Origin of the sequence: Actinomyces qiguomingii (assembly GCF_004102025.1) — a bacterium.
GTDB classification, from domain to species: domain Bacteria; phylum Actinomycetota; class Actinomycetes; order Actinomycetales; family Actinomycetaceae; genus Actinomyces; species Actinomyces qiguomingii.
The window spans coordinates 1,428,697-1,448,222 of sequence record NZ_CP025228.1; the positions used below are offsets into that span (position 1 = coordinate 1,428,697).

The window sequence follows — 19,526 nt, forward strand, 5'->3', positions numbered from 1 at the left end:
GCTTTCATACCGCGGGACCCCGGAGAGTTCCGTCAAAGTGAGGTTTCGGGTGCTACGGGCGGCTCGTAGCGTGAGCCTCAGCCGCTCGGAGCACCCGGAACCCAAGCGAAGGAGCCCCACCCATGCCCGCCATGCTCGACCTGCGCCGTACCCTGGCCGCCCTGGTGGCGGTGGCCATGAGCGCGGCCCTGATCGTCTTCAGCTTCATCATCTCCGACACGGCCACCACCCAGATGACCGCCGCCGCCCGTGCCAGCGTCGGAAACGCCGACGTCGTCGTACTGCCCGAGCAGGGCGGGGAACTGTCCGAGGCCGCGGCCTCCACCATCGCGGCGGCTCCGGGCGTGGCCGGCGTGCGTAGCTATTCGGAGGGAACGATCTGGATCGACCGCATGGGTGATTCCGGCGGCACCGAATTCACCTATGTACTGGACGTGCCGCCCCTGTCCGGCGGCACTCGCTTGGTCGAGGGACGCCTGCCGGAGAAGGAGGGAGAGATAGCGGTCTCGCCCTCGGTGGCTAGGCAGGACGTCGCGGTCGGCAGCGCCATCGCCCTGAAGGAGGACCGGGCGGGTACGCATACCGCCGCCACAGTAGTGGGCGTGATCGCCCCTGGGCCCGAGATCACCCGTTGGGACGCCGGTGAGCAGTACATCTTCGCCACCGCCGACGAACGCGCCGCCCTGGGCCTGTCGACGGCGCCGGCGGCCCTGTACGTGACCGGCTCGGCGGGCACGAGCACACAGGATCTCATGGACTCCGTCTCCCAGACACTCCACGCGAACGGCCTGGGCGCCAGCGTCTACACCGCCTCCGACATCGTCATGATGCGCGCGTCCAACATGGGTGACATGAACTCCACCACGCAGATGCTGCTGCAGCTGCTCGGCCCGGTGTGCGCGGTGGTGGCCGGGATCGTGATCGCCACGACCTTCTCCACCCTGTTGGCGCGGCAGGCCCGGCAGACCGGTCTGCTGCGCTGCATCGGTGCGGGGCGGACCCAGGTGTTCGGTTCGGTGCTGCGCAGCGCTCTGGCGACCGGCCTGGTCGGCTCAATCATCGGCTCCCTCCTGGGCGTGGCGCTGGCCTCGCTGGTGGCTCGCTCCGGACTGGTGGAAGGCTTGGAGGCGCACTACCTGACGGTCAACCGGCAGACGATGGTGCTGTCGGTGGTGCTCAGCACCGCGGTGACGCTGGCGGCGGTGCTGCGCCCGGCCCGTCAAGCCACCCGCGTGTCTCCACTGGTGGCCCTGACCGGGCAGGTGGCCGACGAGCGTACGCTCAGCCGCCGCCGGATGGGGACCGCCGCTGCCGGGGTGGTGGTGGCCCTGATCGGCCTGGGCATCACCTGGCTGAGCATCTGGGCGCAGGTGGTCATCTACACGGCCCTGGGCGCGGTGCTCATGGTGCTGGGCGTGCTGGCGGGGCTGCCGTTGATCGTGGTCGGCGGGGCCCGGCTGGTGGAGCGGCTCGGCGGCGGGGCCCGTCGGCCCGTGCTGCAGCTGGCGGCCCGCAACCTCGCTCGCAACCCGGGGCGTGCCGCCGCCACCACCGCCTCTCTACTGGTCACGGTTACGGTAGGTGCCACCCTGCTGGCCGGCCTTATCAGCCTGAACGCGTCTATGAATGCAATCATAGCCGCCAACGCGCCGGTTGACATCCGGGTGGACGGAATCGCCACCGCCGATGACGCGGCGGCACTGGCCGCCCGGGTTGAGCAGGCGGACGGCGTTGAGAAGGCGACGGTGATTCCAGCGCTCGAAGCGGGCATCACTCCGAGCGCCGACGACGTCGATGAGATCACCGTCTCCGCAGTGGATACGGCCGCGGCCGCCCCGGTGGTGCGCTCCGACAAAAGTCTGGAGGGCCTCGACGACGACACCCTCGTCCTCTCCCGCGAGTACCGCCTGGAGGAGGGCGCCGCCGTCACCCTCACCGGCTCCAGGGGCAGCAGGGAACTGACCGTTCACCTGGCCGAGGGCGGCCTCGGGCCGGTAGTCTCCCCGGCGGTCGCCAGCCAGTTGGCGGGAGATGAGCCGACGGCCCTGTCCCTATGGGTGCGTACCGTCGGTGACGGTACCGACACGAGTGTGGTCACCGCGGTGCGTGACGCGCTGCAGCGGCCCGAACTGGTGGTCAGCAGCTCTGCCACCGAGCGTGCCGGCCTTTCCAGCGAGGTGAACCGCATTGTCACCATCATCGTTGCGGTTCTGGCCTTCACGCTGTTGATCACCCTGTCTGGGCTGGCCAACACCACGGACGTTAGCGTGTTGGAACGCTTCCGGGAGATCGGGGTGCTGCGCGCCACTGGGGTGCAGCGCGGCCAGGTACGGAGCCTGTTCATCACCGAGGCCGTGCTCACCTCCCTGCTGGGCGGGGTGCTCGGGGCGGTTATGGGGACGGTGTTCGGCATGGCGGCCCTGGTTGCCGTATTCGGGCTCGATGCCGCGGACAGCCTGGTGTTGCAGGTGCCCTGGCTGGGACTCGCCGGGATCCTGGTGGCCTCGGCGACCATCGGCGTGCTGGCGGCGCTGCGGCCCGCCGGCCGCGCCGCCGCCGTCGTCCCCTTGAGCGCGCTGGCGCAGGAGTAGAGCTCAGCTGACCTTGCCTACGCATTTGACTGCGCCACCCGCACCGAGCGGGTGGCGCAGTCACGTTGTATCGGCCAGCACCGACTCGACGTGAAAGGTTCGGCTATGCCGGTTCCGGACATTCTGGGGTAGCCCAATTGCGTTAGTCCCTGCCGCGGGCCCCAGCTCGTACTGGGCGGTTGGCCGGCGTCAGGGATTACCCCGAGCGGGTGTGGCTGTGGTCTCGTCCTGGAGGGTGATGGTGGGGTGGTGCGGAGGTAGTAGGTGGCGTTGAGACTTTCGTTCGTGTCTGGCCGGTAGTTCCGCCTTTCAGCGTATTTTCAACGGATTCTACGGATTCTAGAGTTGGTTCCGTCAAGCTAATAGAACCCGTTACGGAGGAATCCCCCATGTCCGCCCCCACCGAGTCCACCTACTTGGGTCTGTCCGGTGCCGACCCCGCCGTGCCGAAAGTGGTTGAGGCCCGCATGCTCACTAAGATCTACGGTACCGGCGGCGCGCAGGTCACCGCCCTGGACCACGTATCGCTGGCCGTCAGTCGGGGCCAGTTCGTGGCCGTCATGGGGCCCTCTGGTTCGGGCAAGTCCACCCTGCTGCACTGCCTGGCTGGCCTGGATACCCCGAACTCCGGCGCCGTGTTCATCGCCGGGAAGGACCTGGCCCGTATGAATGACCGCCAGCTGACGGCGGTGCGTCGCGACCGGCTCGGTTTCGTGTTCCAGGCCTTCAATCTGCTGCCGCAGTTGACCGCGGAGGAGAACATCTTGTTGCCGTTGCGGCTGGCCCACCGCAAACCCGAGCGGGACTGGTATGACGCCGTCATTGATTCCCTGGGGATCGGGGACCGGTTGGAGCATCGGCCCAGTGAGCTGTCCGGTGGCCAGCAGCAGCGTGTGGCGGTGGCCCGTGCGCTGGTGGGGCGGCCGGAGGTCGTCTTCGCCGACGAGCCCACCGGTGCTCTGGACACCGCGTCGGCCGCCTCCCTGCTGGAGACGCTGGCCCGCATGTGTGAGGCCCTGGGGCAGACGGTGGTCATGGTCACCCATGATCAGAACGCGGCCGGGGCCACCAACCGGATTATTCGGCTGCGCGATGGGCGGATCGTCGGCGACGACGTGCTCGCCCGCCCTGCCGGCCAGCACGCCGCCCCACCGACCGCAGTGCAGGGGGCCCACTGATGCCTCCCATGCTCGACCTGCGCCGCACCGTCGCCGCCCTGGTGGCCGTAGTCATGAGCGCAGCACTCATCGTTGTAAGTCTCATCATCTCCGATTCCTCGACCGCCCAGATGACGGCGGCGGCTCGCGCCTCGGTCGGCGACGCCGACGTGGTCGTCATCGCCGACAGCCATGACGACGCCACGGACGGGACCCTGCCCGAGCAGGCGGTTCAGGACGTTGCCGCCGCCGACGGCGTGGCCAGTGTGCGCCCCTACATTGAGGGGTCGACGTGGATTATGCATCCGGCCGGTTCTGCGTACGACTCGCATCCGTTCGTGCTGGAGGTGCCGGAGATACGCGGTGGCACGCGTTTGACGGCGGGGCGCCTGCCGGAGAAGGAAGGAGAGGTAGCCCTCTCCCCGGCGGCTGCGCAGACCCAGGATCTTGAAGTCGGAAACACCGTTTCCTTCCAACCGGATTCTGATGCCGAAGCGAGTTCAACTGCAACGGTTGTGGGCATAATCCAGCCTGGTGCCGAGATCACTCGGCTGGGGGCAGGCGCGGCTTATGTATTTGCGACTGCGGAAGAACGTGTGGTGCTCGGTGTTCCGGAGACTCCCGTAGTCCTCTACGTGACAGGTGCGGCTGGTACGAGCATCGAAGCGCTCATGACATCAGTCGAAAAGGCCGCGCAGACTTCTCAGCCTGGGGCGGGTGTTTACAGCGCCTCCGATATTGTGGTCATGCGGAGTTCCGGACAAAGTTCGGTGAATTCGGTGACAATGACACTGTTCCGGTTGCTGGGGCCGGTATGTGCCGTCGTGGCGGGAATCGTGATTGCGACTACCTTCACTACGCTGGTGGCCAGACAGGCGCGCCAGACCGGTCTGCTGCGCTGCATCGGCGCAACCCGCCGTCAAGTGCTCGGGTCGGTGCTGCGCACCGGCCTGATCACCGGGTTACTTGGTTCGGTTATGGGCGCCGGGCTTGGCATTGGATTGGCCACGCTGGTGTCACGCGCAGGCCTGATCGAAGGTCTGGAATGGCAGTACTTCACGGTATCATGGCAGTCGCTTCTCCTGGGTGTCTTCCTGAGTACCTTGGTGACGTTGGTGGCGGTGCTGCGTCCGGCCCGCCGCGCCACCCGGGTCTCGCCCCTGGTAGCCCTGACTGGGCAGGTGGCCGATGAACGGTCACTTAGCCGCGGGCGCGTGGTGAGTGCCATCGTTGGGCTTGTGGTAGTCGTGATCGGTTTGGTGATCACCGGATTGAGCATTCAGGCGCGAGTCGTCGAGTACACGGCAGCTGGCGCAGTGCTTCTGGTACTGGGCCTGCTAGTGGGACTTCCGTTGCTGGTTATCGGCGCCTCCCGCGCCACGGAGCGGCTCGCAGGTGGTGACCGGCGCCCGGTGCTGCAACTCGCCACTCGCAATCTCGCCCGTAACCCGGGGCGCGCCGCCGCTACCACTGCCTCGCTGTTGGTGTCCGTGGCTGTTGCCTCCACCCTGGTCACCGGTATTGCCAGCGCTCGGGCATCCATGAATGGATATATCAACAGCGGTAGCCCCGTAGACATCCGGGTCAGTGGTATCCCCGCCAATTCCGATACATCGAAACTGATCGCCCGGGTAGAGAACCTGGAAAATGTAGACCGGACGGTCCTGGTGCCGACATTTGATCTGGGGATTACTCCGGAAACGACGGCAGACAACGAGATAACCGTATCTGCGGTGGATGTAGCTGAAGTCGCTCCGGTCATACGCTCCCACAACGGACTGGAGGGTCTTGACGACAACACGTTGATTGTTGGAGAGATCTACGGCCGTCCCGAGGGTACGTCCGTGACGCTCACGGGGCCTGCGGGCAGTGTGGAACTTACCGTACACGTGGAGGAGGGCGGCTTCGGGCCGGTTATTACGCCCGCGGTCGCGGAGAAACTAGTCGGGGACAATCCGACGAGTTCATCCCTGTGGGCGCGCACTGTGGGTGACGGGAGTAACGCTGATCCAGGTTCGCAGGTGCGTCAACTCCTACAAGGCGAGGGTTACTACATCACGACCACGGCAGCAGGTCGAACCGCGTTTGCTGAGTACCTCAACTGGATAATCTCGGTCATCGCTGTGGTCTTGGCTTTCACGTTGCTCATCGCTTTGTCCGGCATGGCCAACACCACGGATGTGAGCGTGCTGGAGCGGATCCGGGAGATCGGGGTACTGCGTGCTATGGGCGTGCAACGGCGTCATGTAGGAGGACTTTTCATCACGGAGTCGGTCATGACCTCGCTGCTGGGAGGCGTGATCGGAGTTGTCCTGGGGGCGGTCCTGGGCTTGGCCGCCGTAGCGGCGGTCATGGGCGCCGACGGCGGGTCGGAACTCGTACTGCGAGTGCCCTGGCTACAACTAGTGGCAATCCTGCTGGCGGCTGCAGCCGTAGGCGTGCTCGCGGCCCTGCGTCCCAGCAGCCGTGCCGCGTCGGTGGTCCCTGTCACCGCGATTGCTCAGGAGTGAATTCCGAGTATCTCAGGATGGCTGGTGGCCGGCCTTGTTGGCCGTGACGACGAGCCGGAGCCGAGAGTTCACCCCGTACTTGCGCATCAGGCTGGACACGTGTCGCTTCACCGTGCTCTCCGACTCGACCAGCTCTTCCGCGATTTCCGCATTGGACATGCCGTCGCACAACAGGGTGAGCACTTCGTGCTCCGCAGCGGTTATGCCGGACGGCCGGTCCGGCATAACCGGGCGCAGGTGGTTTGCGACCAGTCTGGAGGCAGCTTCCGGCGATAGGGGAGTACCGCCGTCGTAAGCGGCGACGACAGCGCGGACCACATCATCCGGTTCGGCGCTCTTGAGGAGGAAACCGTTCGCATGGCGGCTCAGCGCATCCATCATGGTCGCGTCGTCGTCCAAGCCGGTGAGTACCACGACGGCTGTAGTTGGGGATTCCTGCTTCAGCCGCGACAACAGTTCCAGGCCGTCCATGCCGGGCATGGCCACATCGGTGAGGACGACATCGGCGTGGGTCCCCCGTAGAAAGGAGAGTGCGTCGGTGGCGGAGGGGAAGGCGCCGAGGACCTGTATCTGCGGAGACTTGCTGAGGTAGGCCTGCAGGGCCCGCAGTACGTAGATTTCATCGTCTACCACGACTACCCGAATCGGTTCGACGTCGGGCTTCCCGTCGGGACGGACACTAGAAGTGGGCACACCGCTAAGCTTAGGTTGGAAACCGTCCTCGCTGAACCTTCCTCGCCATGCTTCACTTCCTCCCGCGATCGTATCGTTCTTCCGGCCATGACGAGCCTGGTGCGTGGCGTCCCACGCTGCGCACCCACCTGCTACACGCGGGCATGGCAGGCTTCTTTTTCACCTTCGCGCTCTTCTTCGCGTCGCTCCCGAGAGAACCAGCGGCGATCAGTCTTACTGCACTGGCGGTGCTTGCTCTGCCCCTGACATCGGCAGTGCCTGCGATCGGTACCACTCTGAGCGTTGTGGTTACTTGGTTCGCCGTGTCTGTCCCTCAAGACACGGGGATCGTGGCGTCTATAGCCGCGTGGGGCTCGGTTTCCATACTGATGGCACGAGGCCGGCCGCGGTGGATGGTTTACTCGCTCGTCTGCATCATCACGCTGCCGCTGTTGTTGCTGCCCGCCGCGGACGAGCCCTTGTGGGCCGCGTTCGTGTGGCCGGTAACCACGGGCGTTCCCTGCCTGGTGCTGGGGGAGATGCTCCGCCAGCAGCGCGATCAGGCTCGCCGTGACGTCCGTCGCAGGCGTGTGGCCCGGCTTCGGCAGCGCAGGCTTATGGCTGCGGAACTGCATGACACGGTCGCGCGCGACCTTACGTATGCGGTTATGACAGGCGAGCAGCTGAAGATCGCCCACGCAGGTGACGAGCAACTGAGTCGGGAACTCGACGCAATCATAGAGCCGGTGCGCACGGCGGTAGCGCAGTTGCGACGCGGTCTACAGAGCATGACCACAGACGCCGGTGACGATGTCGTACTCCGTGTGGCGTCGAGGCCGCCACGACCGCTCGCGCAGACCCTGGCGGATGCACGTCGTGTGCTTGCTGATCGCGGGGCTTCGCTGGAGGTCGACGGGGTGCAACTATTGGCCGAAGAGGTCTTCACCCCAGGCACTCACCAGCAGGTTCTACGCGTGATCGACGAACTCGTTGACAACGCCGCCAAACACACGGCCTCCGATGGGTTGGCCAGAGTAGTGATGGATGCCGATGACGATGTCTTCGACTGCATGGTCACCAACACAGTCGATGCGACACAGAATACGGACGCCGCATTGTCCTCCGGCCTGGGTCTGGTTGACGCGCGGCGCCGCGTGGAGACGCTCGGCGGTGAGTTCGTCGTATACCGGGGTGAGGCGCGGTGGACGGTGACTTTCAGCGTCCCTGTCCGAGTCGCAGCCACTGGGTGACATGGGACAGCTGCCGGGGATTACCCACGTCAGTGCTGGTACGGCCCTAAGAACTTCTCGCCGTTCAGGTGGATCATGTGTGTGGGTTCGGAAGCCAGCCAGACCTCCGTCTCCCAGGCCAGGTCGGGGAGGAATCTGCGCATGACCGAGCGGTCGGGGAAGCAGGACACGTATACGAGGTCGGCGGTTGATCGTGAAAACAGGCTGGATAGTTCGCTGTAGCGAATGTGGTCCACGGGACCGTGGGTCGATGCCGCCTCCATGAGGAATAACCAGTTCTTGTCCGCGTGGTAGACCACGAGGTCTGGCATTTTTCCGTGCTTGTCCACATTCACGCCGAGTGCCGCGAGACGCTCGCGCTCGAACGTTGCTAGCTTGTCGTCGGCATCGCCGACGTATAGCACCTCACCGCCGGGCACGAAGCAAGCACAAAACTCCTCGACCATCGCCTTGATGAGGACGTTCTGCCCACCTGCCTTCAACGTGAAAGTATCCCCCTCGGGCGTGGTCACTGGGATACGGGCCAGATCGCGGGCCGCTTGGTACTTGGCGGCGAGACTGCCCGCCTCAGCGACGTATTCCTCAATAGCGGGACCGAAGTCGGGGGTTCCGTAGAGCCGGATCGTCAGCAAGGCCTCCGGATTCAGGCGGTAGTTGTTCTTCGACGAGTTGGTCGCCCGCGAAGGGTCATCGTCGTTATGGAGGCAGAAGCCTGCGTCAACGAACTGGTGTAGCACGAACCTACGTATGGTCTCCCGCGTGTTCTCCGCGATTGGATGATGTAGCGGCCCGCGCATCCAGTCTAGGATCTGCCGCACGCCCATCCGCTTGTTTGTAGCATCGGCCCACGCGCTGTTCTCATCCAACCCTGCCAGAGCAAGTAGCGTGCGGCCGGCCTGTTCGTTTGTCCGTTGCCGGTCGAAGTCGAATGCGCGGAGTATTGCCTGCGCCTCCTGGACGGTGCTCATGCGGCCTCCATGCGCGTCATGCCCATTACCCTGCGGATGGCCTCTTCAGGATCGTGCGTGCTCTCGCCGAGTCGGCGCAGCTGGTCCAGGCTGGGGAACCGCATCTGCCGCAGATCACCGGCGTTGACCTGGGTGTGGCCGGAGAAGACTCGGAAGTAATCGTCAACCGGTTTAGAGTTCAGCCAGACCGCTAAGCCGGCAGCAACCTCCGGGTCCAGGCCGTGGCCAGCGCAGTGGATGTAGTTCAACTTGTTGTCGAACGCCGGCCGTCTGCCGTCGTCGGACCACACGGCGGCGACCAGGCGCCGCTTCTCCTCCTTCGCGGAGAAGCGCTTGACTAGAACATAGGTGCCTGCCGGTACCAGGAACTTGGTACGCACCGGTTCAGTCGCACGGAACCACTGCGGTTTCCTCACGCTATCGCGGGGATGCACCACTCGCTGCCGGGTAATATTGGATGGGTACACCATCGGCACGGCATCGTCAGCCGTTTCGTATGCCAAGTATTCGCGGGATCGGAAGTCCACCACCCGCCCGGTTGAGACCATCATGCCAAGATCGGCAAGCGTGTGTCTGGCGCAAGCCATCCACTCGATCGCCTCGGCATCCTGGGAGGAGGCGGGTACGAACACGAAGTCATCTGTTACTACCCGGGAGGCCGGTACTCGGCGAACTGCCGGCTCGTCGCGGTGATCCACCGACGAGGAGAGACGAACTGTGTTCGGCTGCGGGCCGTTGATGGCAGACACGATGATCGTCTCCTGAAGCACTCCCAGGTCACCGAACACCTCGGATCGCGACTGGAATGTGTGGATGGCGTCGATCCCGAAAGACGCCAGCAACGTGCGGCGGAAATGGCCGAAATAGGTGCCGTTCATCCATGAACGGGGCGTGATGGACACCTGTTGCCCGCCGCCGGCGTCCAGCAGGAGTGTGCCAAGTGCCATGAAGCCGGCGTAGATGTTCGGTACGGCTATGCCCGCGCTACGAAGATCGGAATCCAGCGTCGAGCGAGAGCGGATCTTGCGGTAAGGCGGATTCTGAATCACCAGGTCGAAGCGCTCATCTGTGTGCAGCGCCCACTGCACGAAGTCGCTCTTGACCAACGACGTGCGTACTGCCGACTCAGCAGCACAGTCGGCAAGCGTCTCCGTCAGTGCCGGCCACAACCGCGCGTCCAACTCCACCGCGGTGAGCGACACCTGGAGATTCGGGCGTTCCCGCCGCAGGCGATCCACGAGGGCGGCGGACAACACGCCGGACCCTGCCCCGGGATCCAGAACCCGCAACGTACCCGACTCCGGCAGACGAACCAGATCCGCCATGATCCGCGCGACCGCAACAGGCGTGAAGAACTGCCCCAACGCGGCCTGATTGGCCGCGTCAAGGCTCCCCAGTGCCGCCTGGCGTCGGTTCGCGGCACGCTCCAGAAGATTCATGTCGGCCAGCGTACCGGCACCCCATGACACGAAGTCACCGGCTAGCGATCCTCGGTGCTGAGAAACGCGCCCAGGTACTCGGCCAACTCGGGCGGGTCCTTGAATGAGCCTGCCGCTCCACTGAAACGGGTGAGGGGAGCCGGGCTGTTGGCGGGTCGGCTCCCCTCGGTGGTGCGGGATCATGAATCAAACGGATTTGTGCAAGTGTTCAGGCCCTCTTCTCACCCTCGACGACCTCACGGTCTTCCATGGCGACCGTGGCGCGTGGGGTCTTCGAGCCGGTCTCGGGGATCGTGAAGTAGATCAGCAGGCAGATAAGCACGATGACGCTCATGTAGATCGGGATCCAATTCGGGTGGCCGGCGTTGATGAACGCAGTGGCGATCAGCGGGGCGGTGCCGCCCAGGGTTGCGATGACGAACTGGTGCGCCACCCCAATACCGGAGACTCGCAGGGAGGCCGGGAAGAGCTCCGCCTGGATCGTCGGGTAGACCGCCTGCCAAATTCCCAGCACGACCCATCCGCTGGCGGCTACGGCGACGTAGACGCCGAAGCCGGGGTACCTGAGAGCCATCATGAGGGGGTAGAAGAGTACTACCATACCGATGGCGCCGATGATGGGGAAGATCAGGCGCCGTCCGATGCGATCTGACAGCCAGCCGCAGAAGGGTACGACTACGACCAGAATGCACAGACCGATCACGGAGCCGGCGAGAGTCGAAGTGTTGTCACGACCCGACGTGAGTTCCGCGTAGGTGGGCAGGAAAGTCGCCCAGGTGTAGTAAGCGACAGCAGGCGCCGACAGGGCGGCGGTTTGGATCAGTTGCTTGGGGTAGTGGCGCAGAAGGTAACCGACGCGTCCCTTCGAGGGCTTCTTGTTGGCTTTCGACTGGGCCTCATATTCTGGGCTCTCGTCGGAGTGAGTACGCAGAATGAGCCCGAAAATGCCCAGTACGCCGCCGACGATGAAGGGGACGCGCCAGCCCCATGCGTCCAGAGTCTCGGGAGAAAAGGCTGCAGTCGACAAGGCCGCGGCTCCCGTGGCGGCCAAGGTCGCCAGTCCGGATGCCGTGTTCGAGAAGGAGCCGTACAGGCCGCGGCGGTGGGCCGGAGCGTGTTCAACCATGAAGGAGATCGCCGACTGGGCCTCGCCTCCGGCCGATATGCCCTGCATGATGCGAGCTATCACGAACAGGATTGGGGCTGCAACGCCGATGGTCTCGTAGCCGGGCGTCAGGCCGATGATCAGGGCGCCGAGCGCCATACCGGACACCGACAGCGACAGCACGATCCTGCGTCCGAAGCGGTCTGCGAGGGGAGAGATGATGAATCCGGACATCGGTCGGATGATGAAGCCGATCGCGTAGGTCAGGAAGGCGGCCAAGAGGGAGGCGAGTCGGGAATCGCTGGGGAAGATATGTGGCGCGAAGATGGCCGCCATCAGCCCGTAGACGTACCAGTCGTACCACTCGACGAAGTGGCCGACCGTTCCGGCAATGAGGTTGATGGTGTGGGGCCGTGCCGATGCCTCAGCGGGAGGCGTCGGCCCAGCGACCGCAGGTGGGTTCGTCGACATTGAGAGCTCCTGGTGGATGTGGGTAGCGGCATTCGGCGAGGGCGGCGGTGCACGAGCCGAATGCAAGGCGATTGCGTCTTGCCGCAATGAGACCGATTGCTGAGATCGGTTGCAAGAAGGGTGCGCATCGTGCCATGATCTTGTCAACCACCCCGCCCCGACGGAGGACAAAGATGTTCAAGAAGCTCACAACCCTCAACACGATCCACGACTCCGGAGCAGTGCTCATTGTCCGCCTTCCGGAACTCGACTCCGCCGAGCGAGTCTGCCACGCCGCCATCGAGGGCGGCTTCCGTGCGCTTGAGATTCCCCTGACCGTGCCGGGGGCGATCGGACTGATCAACCGCTTGTCCGAGCAGTACCGCGCCGACGGCGTCGTCGTCGGCGCGGGAACGGTCCTCGATGGTTATGCCGCCTACGACGCGATCTCCCACGGAGCCTCATTCCTCGTTAGTCCGCAGCTCAACCCGGAGATGATCCGAGTCGCCAACCGCTACCAGATCCCGACCATCAGCGGTGCCTTCACCCCGACGGAGGTAGTCAACTCGGTCCAGGCCGGAGCGGACATTATTAAGATCTTCCCCACGGAGAACAACGGGATCCCCTTCGCCAAGGCGCTCCTCGCCCCGCTCGATCAGGTCGCCGTTCTGCCGGCCGGCGGCGTCACCGCCGACAACGTCAAGGACTGGTTCGACCTGGGTGTCCTCTCCGTCGGCGTGGGCTCCGCCGTCACCAAGGCTTGGCAGCGCGACGGCGACTTCACCCGAGTCACCGATGCGGCCCGTACCTTCATGGCAGCTGTCGAGGCGGTCGAAAGGTGACTACGCCCACGGTCTACATCATCATCGGCACGGCGGGATCGGGTAAGTCACTGCGGGCCCGGCGAATCGCCCGCCACCTGCACGCCACCTACCTGGATAAGGACGCGATGAGCGCCCGCTTCGTCGAGGCGGGTCTCGTCGCAGCGGGCTACGAGGCCGGAGACCGAGAGTCGAACGACTACTACACCACGACGCTGTTGCCGCTCGAGTACGACTCCCTGCTCGACGTCGCCGGCCAGAACCTGCGCCTGGGCAACTCGGTCGTCCTCGACGCCCCCTTCAGCCCCTTCCTCGCCGACCCCGACTTCGTCACCTCGGCCCGTCGCCGCTTCGACTGGCCCACCGAGACCCGCATCAAGGTCATCCAGATCCACGTCGCGCCCGAACTGCTTAAGGCCCGCCTGCGCGCACGCGGACTGGCACGCGACGCCGCCAAACTCGCTGACTGGGACTCCTACTGGGCGCAGCACGGCAATATCACCTGCGCCTGGAGGGGCGTCGAACTGCGCGAAATCCACAAGGATGCCGACGAGGACGACGAACTCACCGACGAGTCCAACCTCCTCATCTGATCCGTCCCGCCCAAACCTCAAGGAAGAGACCATGACGCTCAGCGGAAACACCATGATCATCGCCCACTTGGGCTATCCCACACGCACCTTCAAATCATCCCTGATCTGCAATCCCTGGTTCGACGCCCACGGCCACGACGTGTGCGTTGTGCCCATGGGGATCAAAGCCGATGACTACCCCGGCTTCTTCCGCGCCGTCATGCGGCTGACGAATCTGCGCGGAGCCCTGGTCACCATGCCCCACAAGATCTCCACGATTGAACTCGTCGACGAGGTGACCGCCACCGCCGCCATCGCCGGCGCAACGAACGCCGTCCTCCTGCGCGACGATGGCACGACCCTAGCCGACCAGTTCGACGGCGCAGGCTTCGTCCGCGGCATGCGTGGCAAGGGTATCGATCCCGAAGACAAACGCGCCCTCGTGGTCGGCAGCGGCGGGGTCGGCTCGGCGATCGCGGCCTCGTTGGCCGGCGCCGGCGTCAGTGCGATCGCCCTGTCGGATCCGAACAATGCGGCCTCCGAGGCCCTTGGCGAGCGCATCCACAACTACTACCCGAACGTGGAGCTGCGGATCGGATCGAACGATCCCGAGGGATACGACGTCGTCATCAACGCAACTCCCCTCGGTATGAAGCCAACCGACCCGATGTCGGTCGATGTAGATCGGATCGCGCCCGGGTCATTCGTCGGCGACGTAGTGCTGAGCACCGACGACACCCCCCTCCTCCGGGCGGCGGCCGCGCGCGGCTGCACAGTTCAAGGCGGTTCGACGATGCTGCTCGAGTTGATCCCGGCCTACCTCGAGTTCTTCGGCTACCCCGGCGCGACCGCTGAAGAACTGCGCGCATCGGCGCATCACCTGTTCTCCTGAATTGGTCCGGCACGCAGTGCGCAGGTACTCGGCGACACCCGCGGACACCGCCAGCGGCGCTATTTCCGAAGGCGGCCCCGCAGCCTCATTGGCTACGGGGCCGCCTGGTCAATTCTTGCCCGGTCACTTCTTGGCGTGGCTGGACCAGACACGGCCGGGCTGTTCGTCTGTTGGCAGACCGCTGACTTCCAGGATGCGTTCGAGCAGCTGCTGGGTTTTCACAGCCTCTGTCCCCGAGACCAGTGGGACGCCACGGTCCCGGACGCGATCGAGGAAGTGGTGGACGGCACCGGCGAATCCCATGGTCTCGGTGGCCGTGGCCCAACCGAAGTTCTCAGGGGTCATCTCGCGCAGCGAGGTGCCCTCCGGGCGGGTGATCGTCACCGAATCGGGGGCGATCACCGATGCGGACGTCATTTGCCCGTAGGCGTCCAGCCTCTCATTCCAGCCGCCAGCATTGCGCGCGCCGACGACGACACCGGTATGCCCGTTGTCGAAATGGATCAGCGCCGAGATGCCGTCCTCCTCCCATTCGTCCTCTCCGGCCGCGTAGGCGGTGACCTCGACGGGTTCGCCGCCGCAGAACCAACGGACCAGGTCGACCATGTGGATGGCGTTCTCGAAGGTGGCACGATATTCGGAACCCGCGCGGTTCTTCTGAGCGACGCAGAAGGTCGCTCCGGCCTCACCGAAGGATTCGTGCGCCGCGGCATACACCGGGGCGAAGCGGCGGTTGAAGCCGACCTGGAGGATACGGCCATTCTTCTCGGCGGTCTCAGCGAGCATTTGCGCGCCGGTGGCAGTGGTGGCCAGAGGCTTTTCGCAGAAGACGTCGACGCCCGCTTCCAGCGCGGTCCTGGTCATGGCGAGATGCTCGGAGCGGGGAGTCAAGACGAAGACCGCATCGAGATCCTGGGCATCGAGCGCAGCCTCAAGTGTCGGGTAGGCGTGCTGGAAACCCCAACGGCGCTTGACCGGTTCGGGGTCAGGCAGAATGCTGACGAGTGCAGCCATCTCGACGTCGTCACGGGTAACGAGCGTCGGCAGCTGGGCGATGGTGGCGATATTGCCGTGGCCGACGACGCCGACGCGAAGTGCGTTGCTCATGCGTTTGCCTCCTTGAGAATCTTGTTGAGATTGATCACGGACTGCGCGAAGCCGACGGCGGGTTCGGGCAGGTCCTGCGGATGCCAGCGGTATTCGTACTCGAGCGATAGGGCGCCGTCGTAGCCGGTGGCGATCAGCGCGCGGAGAATCTCGGGCCAGGGGAGTACTCCTGTACCGACCACGCGCGAGCGCACGGCCCTTTCATCCGCCTCGACGCGGGCGGTTCCCGCGGCGCGGAAGGGGGCATCGGGGTCCTTGAAAACAAGGTCCTTGACATGGACGTGGCCGATGAGATCGCCCTGCACGGCGAAGGCGTCCTGCCAGGCCTCGTCATGGGTGAAGGTGAGATTCGCCTGGTCGTACAGGACGCGGACGCCGGCGTCGTCGACCTCACGCACTAGCTTGGCGGTGTCGGCGGCGGTCTGGGTCATGGTGCCGAAGTGGTTCTCCACGCAGAGCACGGCGCCAGCGGCGCGCGCCTCGGGCCCCAGGAACGCCAGCGCCTCGCGCAGCCTGGCCCACTGCGCCTCGTGCTCGGTGTCCCCAGGATGCCAGGAGCCCGCGTAAACACGGATCGCCGTGGCTGCAAGCGTGTGTGCGGCGTCGATGCAGTAGCGGAACTCGTCGATTCCGGCGTGCCATTCGGCGTCGTCGAGGCTATTGATCGAAGTCGTGTAGGGGGTGAGCCCGATAATTGGTACGCCCTCGCCGTCGGCGATGCGGGCGGCTTCGGCGGTGGCGCCCGGAGCCGCCGTGGGTATGCCGCTGGGGTAGTCGTCCTGATAGATCACTTCGGCGGCCTCCAGGCCGGCGTCACGGAAGAGGCGCAGCGCCCCCGCCAGGTCGTGGTCCGGAGTGCCCATGGTATGACCGGCGATAATCACGGTTCATTGCTCCTTCGGAGAGATCCAGTCTGCGGGGCCGACGAAGCGCGGGGGATCGGCTACGCGGGAGCGGTCCACTAGCTCCATCAGGAGCCCCCACGGAGTGACCAGGTAAATCCAGCGGTTTCCGGCGACCAGGGGGCTGTCCGCGGCGACCTCCTTGCGCTCGCCCAGGATGCGCACGCCCTCAATTGTCTTCAGATGAGCCACTGCCGCGTCGACGTCGTCGACGACGAAGCACAGGTGGTGGCCGCCCCGGTCGCAGTGGCGCGGATGCTCCATGCGCTGGCCATCGGCCTGCCACTCGAAGAGCTCGACATTGAGATTCGGGGGCAGACGGAGCATGGCGAGAGTAAGCGACGCATCGTCGGGGACGTCGAAGTTCACAGACATGTAGTCCCCCTCCGGCCCGCGGCGCGAGCGGTATAGCTCCTCGGCGCCGAGCACCTCAACGAAGAAGTCGACGGCTTCGTCGAGGTTCGGCACCGTGAAAGCGACATGATCAACGTACTGCAGGCCTGGTAGTAGCCGATCGGTCATGAAATCCTCCTCGTCGATGAGCGAATGAGCAGATCGGGTTCGAGCACAATGTGTTCAACCGGCGCGCCTTCGGCCACCCGCTGGGCGACTCCCAGGGCGGCGGCACCCATTTCGGTGATCGGCTGACGCACCGATGTGAGCGGTGGGTTGAACGAGGCACCCAGGGGCAACCCGTCGAAACCGGTGATGGAGATATCCTCGGGAACGCGGATTCCGCGCGTTCCGAGCGCACTGATGAGGCGGAATGCGACAAGGTCGTTGCCTGCAATGATGGCGGTGGGACGCTCCTGCATCGCCAGAATCTGGTCGGCGACGGAATCACCGAGGTCGGCGTCGAGGGCGGTTGCGGACAGCTCGGTGGGGACGAGGCCGCGCTGCTCGGACAGGGCGAGATAGGCTTCACGCCGATCGGCCGCTGTGCGCGTACCTGCCAGTCCCGACACGTATGCGATCGCCGTATGGCCGAGTTCGCACAGATGCTCCAACGCCAGGGCAATTCCCCGCGCGTTGTCGAGGCTGACAGTGGACACTCCATCCCCGCCCTCGCCCCGGTCGATGACGACACCGCGGCGTCCGAACCCGGCGATACGAGCGCCGTCGGGGTACTCGTAGGAGTAGGGAGCGATGATCGCGAAAGGGGCGTACATCGACTTCATCGCCTCGAGGTAACGCGTCTCCGCATCGGGGTCGTTACCGGTGACGCACAGCACCAGCTGATACCCGCGTTCGTCGGCGGCGGCCGTCATGGCCTTGGCCAGCTCCGCGAAGTACGGGTTGGTGATGTCGGGGACGAGAAGGGGCACCAGGGTGCTGGTCTTCGTCCGGAGGGCCTGGGCGAGGGGACTCATCTTGTACCCCAGCTCCTCGGCCACGCGGAGCACATGCTCGCGGGTGGATTGCTTGACGGCCTCGGGCCGTGAGAATGTGCGTGACACGGTCGATCGGTGAACTCCGGCTGCTGCTGCAACATCGTCAATGCTCGGGGTGGTGCTTGTCATGGCTGTCTCCTCGTCGGCTGTAGTCGTAAGCCAGCCAGATCAGAGACATGGTCTTCTCGAGATCATCAATCGTCGGGAGGCCCTCGAATCCACGATCCAACCGCTCGGCGACATTATCGACGAACACGGGGTATAGCGGATCAGAGTCGACGTCGAACTCCGAGGTCTCGGTGGACCCGTCCACCGAGGTGAACCAGGCGCGCCCATCGGACCAGACGCTCGCCGTCCCGTGCGGTCCGATGCGCATGTAGGAGCAGTGCCGTTTGAGAGGAGAGGACGGGAAGGCGTATCCCGTCTCGATCGTCGCGATGCGGCCATCGCCGGTGCGGATCGTCAGCGTGGAGTAGTCCTCCACCTCGGTGCCATGCAGGGCCGATGACATCGCGGCAACGACCGAGGCGTCCTCCGCCTGCGCGGATTGGAGGAAGAGATCGACGAAGTGGGGAGCAAGGTTGACCGTACAGCCGCCTCCGGACCGGGCGGCGTCAAGCATCCAGGGGCTGGTCTCCTGGTAACGCGAGGGAGGACCGGCGATGAACTGCACCGACTCGTACACGCAGCGGCCGGCCTTTGACAGCCACAGGTCGACGGGACCACCCCGCTGGACCAGGGGAACTGCGATCGGGACGCCAGCGGCTTGTGCGGCGTGCTTGATGTCGCGCAGTTCTGCCTGCGAGATGCCCGCAGGCTTTTCGACGACGATTGCGACTCCGCGTTCGATGAGAGCCAGGCAGGCCCGCCTCATCTGGGAGTGAGGAACGAAGACGTAGGCAAGATCGATGTCTTTGGACTCATCGATCATCCGGCGCCAGTCGGTGTAGGCGGGTGTTTCCCACAGGTCCGCCAGGCGTTGGATCCGCCGGGCGTCCGGATCCGAGAGGCCGATGACGTTGTGCCGGGCAGCGATTCTTTCGGCATACAGCGGCACGTGCCAATGGGAGGCTCCCAGAACAAGGGTTCGGGCCTTGTCCATATGTCGTCATCACCATGCCTTCGGTTGGGGTGTTGGACTCAGCGCATTGACCGGTGAGGACTATCCGGTGGCCGGGCGGGAAAGGTCGTACAGCTCGACCGACACCGCGATCGCTCCTCTTCGAGATCGATTGCTGAGATCGGTTGCATCAGGATAGTCATGCTCCGCCAACAGTGTCAACACGTTGACGAGCAGCAGTCCCTGCGGATGTCGGTGCGCCTCACGCCGCGACGATGGTCGCCCGGGCCCCGGCGCCCTCACTCGTAAGCGCACCGCACCCACCAAACACGAAGAGCCGGATAGGCTCTTCCGGTTTGAAGGTGTAGTGCGTGGGTGTGGGTCGGTCTGCAACCAGACGCCTGCTCGCCCCACCAGGGCGGCGGGCCGGCACATGAAACGACAAAGTGTCCAGAATCGGTATGAGCGCGCTGTCTGCGCGGGTAGGCGCCCTCAGATTCGTTGGACCCATGCGGACCTGGTAGGCGACGCCGGGCGGGGAGCATCGTTTGTGTCGAATCTGGGCAATTTCCCCGGGCCCGCCGGCCCACCAACCGAACTCGTTGGTCATATCGACCGAACTCGTTGGTTATATCTACC

The 19,526-nt window shown here is 64.9% G+C and carries 16 protein-coding genes; 7 read left to right on the plus strand and 9 right to left on the minus strand.

All coding sequences use genetic code 11. The annotated features are described in order from the left end of the window. Positions 1-122: 122 nt before the first annotated feature. The 3 genes from CWT10_RS05870 to CWT10_RS05880 all read left to right on the plus strand — a co-directional run bounded on the left by CWT10_RS05870 (position 123) and on the right by CWT10_RS05880 (position 6,258). The gene (locus tag CWT10_RS05870) at positions 123-2,591 is read left to right on the plus strand and encodes an ABC transporter permease (protein WP_103061897.1); all 2,469 of its coding nucleotides are present in this window, start codon (positions 123-125) and stop codon (positions 2,589-2,591) included. A 389-nt stretch (positions 2,592-2,980) separates the two neighbouring features. Continuing rightward, complete coding sequence (locus CWT10_RS05875) at positions 2,981-3,769, plus strand: ABC transporter ATP-binding protein (protein WP_103061898.1); 789 nt, start codon at positions 2,981-2,983, stop codon at positions 3,767-3,769. Next, positions 3,769-6,258: an FtsX-like permease family protein gene (locus tag CWT10_RS05880; protein WP_103061899.1), complete on the plus strand. Its 2,490-nt coding sequence runs from the start codon at positions 3,769-3,771 to the stop codon at positions 6,256-6,258. Before CWT10_RS05875 ends, CWT10_RS05880 begins: the two co-directional genes overlap by 1 nt. Positions 6,259-6,270: 12 nt before the next feature. On the opposite strand, the gene CWT10_RS05885 is transcribed toward CWT10_RS05880, so the two are convergent. Next, positions 6,271-6,951: a response regulator gene (locus CWT10_RS05885; RefSeq protein ID WP_103061900.1), complete on the minus strand. Its 681-nt coding sequence runs from the start codon at positions 6,949-6,951 to the stop codon at positions 6,271-6,273. Positions 6,952-7,343: 392 nt separating this feature from the next. Here CWT10_RS05885 and CWT10_RS05890 point away from each other — a divergent pair, with 392 nt between their 5' ends. Next, positions 7,344-8,180, plus strand: a complete 837-nt coding sequence (locus CWT10_RS05890; RefSeq protein WP_158247583.1) for a sensor histidine kinase — start codon at positions 7,344-7,346, stop codon at positions 8,178-8,180. A gap of 29 nt (positions 8,181-8,209) precedes the next feature. Here CWT10_RS05890 and CWT10_RS05895 read toward each other — a convergent pair whose 3' ends face one another. The 3 genes from CWT10_RS05895 to CWT10_RS05905 all read right to left on the minus strand — a co-directional run bounded on the left by CWT10_RS05895 (position 8,210) and on the right by CWT10_RS05905 (position 12,163). Continuing rightward, positions 8,210-9,148 carry a BsuBI/PstI family type II restriction endonuclease gene (locus CWT10_RS05895; RefSeq protein ID WP_103061902.1) on the minus strand — a complete coding sequence of 313 codons (939 nt, stop codon included), beginning with the start codon at positions 9,146-9,148 and terminating at the stop codon, positions 8,210-8,212. Next, positions 9,145-10,587, minus strand: a complete 1,443-nt coding sequence (locus CWT10_RS05900; protein WP_158247584.1) for an Eco57I restriction-modification methylase domain-containing protein — start codon at positions 10,585-10,587, stop codon at positions 9,145-9,147. Before CWT10_RS05900 ends, CWT10_RS05895 begins: the two co-directional genes overlap by 4 nt. A gap of 208 nt (positions 10,588-10,795) precedes the next feature. After that, positions 10,796-12,163 (minus strand): MFS transporter, encoded by a 1,368-nt coding sequence (locus CWT10_RS05905; protein WP_103061904.1) that lies wholly within the window; start codon positions 12,161-12,163, stop codon positions 10,796-10,798. Positions 12,164-12,336: 173 nt separating this feature from the next. Here CWT10_RS05905 and CWT10_RS05910 point away from each other — a divergent pair, with 173 nt between their 5' ends. Genes CWT10_RS05910 through CWT10_RS05920 form a run of 3 tightly spaced genes read left to right on the plus strand, consistent with a single transcriptional unit; the run spans position 12,337 to position 14,427 of the window. Next, complete coding sequence (locus tag CWT10_RS05910) at positions 12,337-12,984, plus strand: bifunctional 4-hydroxy-2-oxoglutarate aldolase/2-dehydro-3-deoxy-phosphogluconate aldolase (RefSeq protein ID WP_103061905.1); 648 nt, start codon at positions 12,337-12,339, stop codon at positions 12,982-12,984. Further along, on the plus strand, positions 12,981-13,556 hold the full coding sequence (locus tag CWT10_RS05915; RefSeq protein ID WP_103061906.1) for a P-loop nucleotide/nucleoside kinase family protein: 576 nt from the start codon (positions 12,981-12,983) through the stop codon (positions 13,554-13,556). Before CWT10_RS05910 ends, CWT10_RS05915 begins: the two co-directional genes overlap by 4 nt. A gap of 31 nt (positions 13,557-13,587) precedes the next feature. Beyond that, positions 13,588-14,427 (plus strand): shikimate dehydrogenase family protein, encoded by an 840-nt coding sequence (locus CWT10_RS05920; protein ID WP_103061907.1) that lies wholly within the window; start codon positions 13,588-13,590, stop codon positions 14,425-14,427. 123 nt (positions 14,428-14,550) lie between these two features. Here CWT10_RS05920 and CWT10_RS05925 read toward each other — a convergent pair whose 3' ends face one another. From CWT10_RS05925 to CWT10_RS05945, 5 genes are read right to left on the minus strand one after another with little or no spacing between them, the layout of a single operon-like run. After that, a complete protein-coding gene (locus CWT10_RS05925; protein ID WP_103061908.1) occupies positions 14,551-15,534 on the minus strand; it encodes a Gfo/Idh/MocA family protein in 984 nt (327 codons plus the stop codon). Next, positions 15,531-16,418: a sugar phosphate isomerase/epimerase family protein gene (locus CWT10_RS05930; protein ID WP_103061909.1), complete on the minus strand. Its 888-nt coding sequence runs from the start codon at positions 16,416-16,418 to the stop codon at positions 15,531-15,533. The genes CWT10_RS05925 and CWT10_RS05930 overlap by 4 nt, the downstream gene beginning before the upstream one ends. Positions 16,419-16,421: 3 nt before the next feature. After that, positions 16,422-16,958, minus strand: a complete 537-nt coding sequence (locus CWT10_RS05935; protein WP_103061910.1) for a VOC family protein — start codon at positions 16,956-16,958, stop codon at positions 16,422-16,424. Further along, the gene (locus tag CWT10_RS05940) at positions 16,955-17,956 is read right to left on the minus strand and encodes a substrate-binding domain-containing protein (protein WP_103061911.1); all 1,002 of its coding nucleotides are present in this window, start codon (positions 17,954-17,956) and stop codon (positions 16,955-16,957) included. Before CWT10_RS05940 ends, CWT10_RS05935 begins: the two co-directional genes overlap by 4 nt. After that, a complete protein-coding gene (locus CWT10_RS05945; RefSeq protein WP_199176300.1) occupies positions 17,931-18,884 on the minus strand; it encodes a Gfo/Idh/MocA family protein in 954 nt (317 codons plus the stop codon). The genes CWT10_RS05940 and CWT10_RS05945 overlap by 26 nt, the downstream gene beginning before the upstream one ends. Positions 18,885-19,526 lie beyond the last annotated feature (642 nt).

Coding starts and splice junctions, on each gene's coding strand:
- CWT10_RS05870 (WP_103061897.1), top strand. CDS start 123: ATGCCCGCCATGCTCGACCTGCGCCGTACCCTGGCCGCCCTGGTGGCG.
- CWT10_RS05875 (WP_103061898.1), top strand. CDS start 2,981: ATGTCCGCCCCCACCGAGTCCACCTACTTGGGTCTGTCCGGTGCCGAC.
- CWT10_RS05880 (WP_103061899.1), top strand. CDS start 3,769: ATGCCTCCCATGCTCGACCTGCGCCGCACCGTCGCCGCCCTGGTGGCC.
- CWT10_RS05890 (WP_158247583.1), top strand. CDS start 7,344: ATGGTTTACTCGCTCGTCTGCATCATCACGCTGCCGCTGTTGTTGCTG.
- CWT10_RS05895 (WP_103061902.1), bottom strand. CDS start 9,148: ATGAGCACCGTCCAGGAGGCGCAGGCAATACTCCGCGCATTCGACTTC.
- CWT10_RS05900 (WP_158247584.1), bottom strand. CDS start 10,587: ATGAATCTTCTGGAGCGTGCCGCGAACCGACGCCAGGCGGCACTGGGG.
- CWT10_RS05905 (WP_103061904.1), bottom strand. CDS start 12,163: ATGTCGACGAACCCACCTGCGGTCGCTGGGCCGACGCCTCCCGCTGAG.
- CWT10_RS05910 (WP_103061905.1), top strand. CDS start 12,337: ATGTTCAAGAAGCTCACAACCCTCAACACGATCCACGACTCCGGAGCA.
- CWT10_RS05920 (WP_103061907.1), top strand. CDS start 13,588: ATGACGCTCAGCGGAAACACCATGATCATCGCCCACTTGGGCTATCCC.
- CWT10_RS05925 (WP_103061908.1), bottom strand. CDS start 15,534: ATGAGCAACGCACTTCGCGTCGGCGTCGTCGGCCACGGCAATATCGCC.
- CWT10_RS05935 (WP_103061910.1), bottom strand. CDS start 16,958: ATGACCGATCGGCTACTACCAGGCCTGCAGTACGTTGATCATGTCGCT.
- CWT10_RS05940 (WP_103061911.1), bottom strand. CDS start 17,956: ATGACAAGCACCACCCCGAGCATTGACGATGTTGCAGCAGCAGCCGGA.